The organism is Actinosynnema sp., assembly GCF_052038725.1.
In genome coordinates this window covers 1-3593 of sequence record NZ_JBQGCX010000590.1, presented here as the reverse complement: position 1 = coordinate 3593, position 3593 = coordinate 1, and the positions used below count along the sequence as shown (strand labels likewise).

The 3593-nt window shown below is 71.5% G+C and carries 3 protein-coding genes; 1 reads left to right on the top strand and 2 read right to left on the bottom strand.

The features are described from left to right. Positions 1–309 precede the first annotated feature (309 nt). Positions 310–873 carry a hypothetical protein gene (locus ACTUAL_RS12370; protein WP_096495787.1) on the bottom strand — a complete coding sequence of 188 codons (564 nt, stop codon included), beginning with the start codon at positions 871–873 and terminating at the stop codon, positions 310–312. 431 nt (positions 874–1304) lie between these two features. Further along, the gene (locus tag ACTUAL_RS12365) at positions 1305–2636 is read right to left on the bottom strand and encodes an aspartate aminotransferase family protein (RefSeq protein WP_440900330.1); all 1332 of its coding nucleotides are present in this window, start codon (positions 2634–2636) and stop codon (positions 1305–1307) included. A gap of 85 nt (positions 2637–2721) precedes the next feature. Between ACTUAL_RS12365 and ACTUAL_RS12360 the strand changes: the two genes are divergently transcribed. Next, the coding region (locus tag ACTUAL_RS12360; RefSeq protein ID WP_440900329.1) for a LysR substrate-binding domain-containing protein at positions 2722–3593 on the top strand (872 nt) is incomplete at its 3' end.

The window sequence follows — 3593 nt, the reverse complement described above, 5'->3', positions numbered from 1 at the left end:
CGGGCTCCGCCCTGCTGTGCCATCCTGTGTTTGGCCACCCCCCCCCGGTGGGGTACCGCTATCGGGGCCACCCGAAAGCGAACCGCCTCCGAGGGCGTGCCGGGCAGCGCACTCCCGGGAGTGCCTGTCGTGGAGCGATCGTTCACGCTGGCTGGGTTCAGCGATCACTGCTTCGGCTCCGCGCCGCTGTTCGGCTTTGCCCTTCGCGCGCTTCCGAAGAGCTGACCGTCCTCGTCGAGCGGGTCGGACTCGGGTGGTCACGCGGGCGCCCCCCCCGCCACGGCGGGTGCGACCCGCTCGGCTCGGTGGTCAGGACTTCGCGTCGCGCGCCGCCTGCACCTCCCGACGCACCTCCTCACTGAGCTCTTCCATCCGCCGGATCTCCGTGGCCAGGGTCGGGTCCTGGTCGCGGACCGCTTCTTGCGCGGCCAGCAGCGGGGGGAGCAGCTCGGCGGTGTCGTCGTAGGTGATGAGGGCGTGTCGCACCACCATGTCGAACTGCCCGGCCTGGCTGGCCAGACCGCGCAGTTCGATCGAGTTGCTGCGCGCCCACTTGGCCACCGCGCGTTCGCCCGCGCGGCGGTCCCGCTCGGCTCGGACCCGGCCCTCGGCCGTCGAGTCAGGTCCGGCCTCCCGCAGGCGCAGGTAGCGGCGCTCAGCTGCTTGGCGACTGGCCAGACCCAGCGCCAGGGCCAGTTCCGCCCAGCTGATGCCCGCGTCCCGCGCCGCGGCGATGAGCTCCGGCTCCCACTGGGCCAGCTCCTCGCGCAGTTCACGCAGGCTGATCAGGGCGTTCAACACCTTCGTGGCGTCGCCGTCCTCGATCCCGCTGATGACCGCGTCGCGGATTGACTCGTAGTTCCCGGTTCCCATGTCGTCATCGTAATGACGACGGCAACGGGTTGTCAACGGGATGACGACGCCGTATCGTTGGTGCCACGACGCGGCGTCACCGCCGCTGGTTCGAGAGCTGGGAGAGGGGAGGGTGCGGTTGGGAGCAGTGGCCGTTCGGCCGGTTCGCCCTCGGTGGCGAACGGGTCGCCGTGCTCCTGGGAGGTCCGGTCGGGGGGCCTTCCCGGCGGAGCGGCGCGCTGAGCGCGGACGCGGGTGGGCCAGGCCGGTCGGGTCGGCAGGGCTCCGCGCGCACCGGGCTCGGCGTGCGGGCGAACCCGGTGCGGTCGGCGGGCGCGATTGGCGAACCCGGTGAGGGTGGTGTTGAGCCATGCGGTGAGCTGGCCGGTTGCGCAGTGAACTGGGCAGTGCGGTGAGCTGGATCGTGCGGGAGTTGAGCGGGGGACTGCGGGCTAGGTGGACTTGCCCTTGGTCACGTCGGTCAGCGCCTGGTCCAGGATCTCCAGGCCCAGGGCCAGCTCGTCCTCGGTCGCGGTGAGCGGCGGGGCGATCCGGAAGACGCCGCCCATGCCGGGGAGCTGCACGATGTTCATGTGCAGGCCCAGTTCCAGGCAGCGGCGGGTGACCGCGGCGCCCAGCTCGTCCGAGCCCTGCTTGGTGCTCCGATCGGCCACCAGTTCCAGGCCGACGAGGAGGCCTCGGCCTCGGATGTCGCCGACCACCTCGTGCTCGCTCGCGAGGCGGTCGAGGCCGGTGCGGAGCTGGTCGCCGAGCTTGGTCGCGCGGGCGGCCAGGTCGTCGCGCTCGAGCACGTCCAGCACGGTGTTGCCCACGGCGGCGACCAGCGGGTCGGAGACGTGGGTGGTGAAGAACAGGTATCCGCGTTCGTGGGCGCGCTCCTCGATCTCGGCGCTGGTGATCACCGCGGCCAGCGGTAGACCTGCGCCCAGGGTCTTGGAGAGCGTCAGGACGTCGGGGACGACCCCGTCGCGCTCGAACGCGTACCAGGTGCCCGTGCGGCACAGGCCGGTCTGGGCCTCGTCCAGGATCAGGAGCATGTCGCGCTCGCAGCACTTCTCCTGGAGGGCGGCGAAGTAGCCGGGTGGGGGTTCCAGGACGCCGCCCGACGACAGGATCGGTTCGACCAGGCAGGCCGCGAGGCTGCCGGTGGACTGGGCGTCGATCAGGTCGAAGCCGAAGTCCAGCTGGCGGCGCCAGTCCAGGGTTCCGTCCGGGGTGGTGAAGTCCGGGCGGTAGGTGTTCGGGGAGGGGAGGGCGAAGTTGCCGGGAGCCGTGGGGCCGTAGCCCTTGCGGCCCGCGCTATAGGTGGCGCCTGCGGCGCCCTGGGTCATGCCGTGCCACGAGCGGGCGAACGAGACGATCTCGTGCTTGCCCGTGGCGAGCTTGGCCAGGCGCAGGGCGGCCTCGTTGGACTCCGCGCCGGTGGTCAGCAGTTGGACCTTCTGCAGCGGGTCCGGGAGGGTGTTCGCGAGGCGGCGGGCGAGGTCGACCACCGGTCGGCTGAGCATCCCGCTGAACAGGTGGTCCAGCGTGCCGACCTGTCGGCGGACCGTCTCGACCACCTCGGGGTGGGAGTGGCCGAGGATGGCGCTCATCTGGCCGGACGTGAAGTCCAGGATGCGGCGGCCGTCCTCGGTGCGCAGGAAGCTGCCCTCGGCGCTGCTGATGATCTCCGGGGTGAACGTGCCGCCGTAGCGGACCAGGTGGCGGTCCACGTCCGACCAGAAGGCGGGGTCCGACGAGTCGCTGTGCGCAGTGGCCATGACCTGAAGCTACGACCGGGCGAGCATCGGGTCCATCTCATGATTTCGACTGTCCTGTTCGGTGTGGCCGAACAAGAATGGAGGTGTGCTGAACCCGTGGCGGCTGCGGCTGCTGAGCCAGCTGGAGACCCTGGGCACCGTGCGCGCGGTCGCTGAGGCTGCTTCGCTGAGCGCGTCGACCGTGTCCCAGCAGCTGTCGGTGCTGGAGGCCGAGACGCGCACCCGGTTGCTGGAGCGGACCGGGCGGCGGGTGCGGTTGACGTCGGCCGGGCAGCTGCTGGCGCGGCGGGCGCGGGAGATCCTCGATCACATGGACACCGTGGAGGCCGAGCTGCTCGGGCTCGGTGGGGAGCCCGCTGGGCTCGTGCGGGTGGGCACGTTCCAGAGCGGGATCCACACCCTCGCGGTGCCCGCTGTGCTCCAGTTGGCGCGCTCGCACCCGCACCTCCAGGTCGAGCTGCTGGAGCTGGAACCGCACGAGAGCCTGCGCGCTCTGCGGGTGGGGGACGCTGATCTGGTCATCACGACGGCGGACTTCGTGGAGGTCCCGCTGGGGCCTGATCTGGACGTGGTGCCGCTGGCGGTCGATCCGGTGGTGCTGGTCCTGCCGCAGCACCGGGGCGCGCGGGGGCCGGTGGATCTCGCGGCGTTCGCGGATGAGCCGTGGGCGCTGGACGTGCCGGGGTCCTACATGGCGAACCTGACGACGCGGTTGTGCCGTCAGGCCGGGTTCGAGCCTCGGGTGGTGTGCCGGTTCAGCAACTACCTGATGACGCTCCAGCACGTCGAGGCGGGGTTGTCGGTGGCGTTGCTGCCCGCGCTGGCGGTGGACGAGCGGTACCGGCTGGTTCGGCGTGAGCTGGTGCCGGAGGTGACGCGCACGATCACCGCGGTGGTGCGCAGGGGTGCTCGGCGGCCGACCGGGGTCGAGCTGGTGCTGGAGACCCTGCGCCGGTT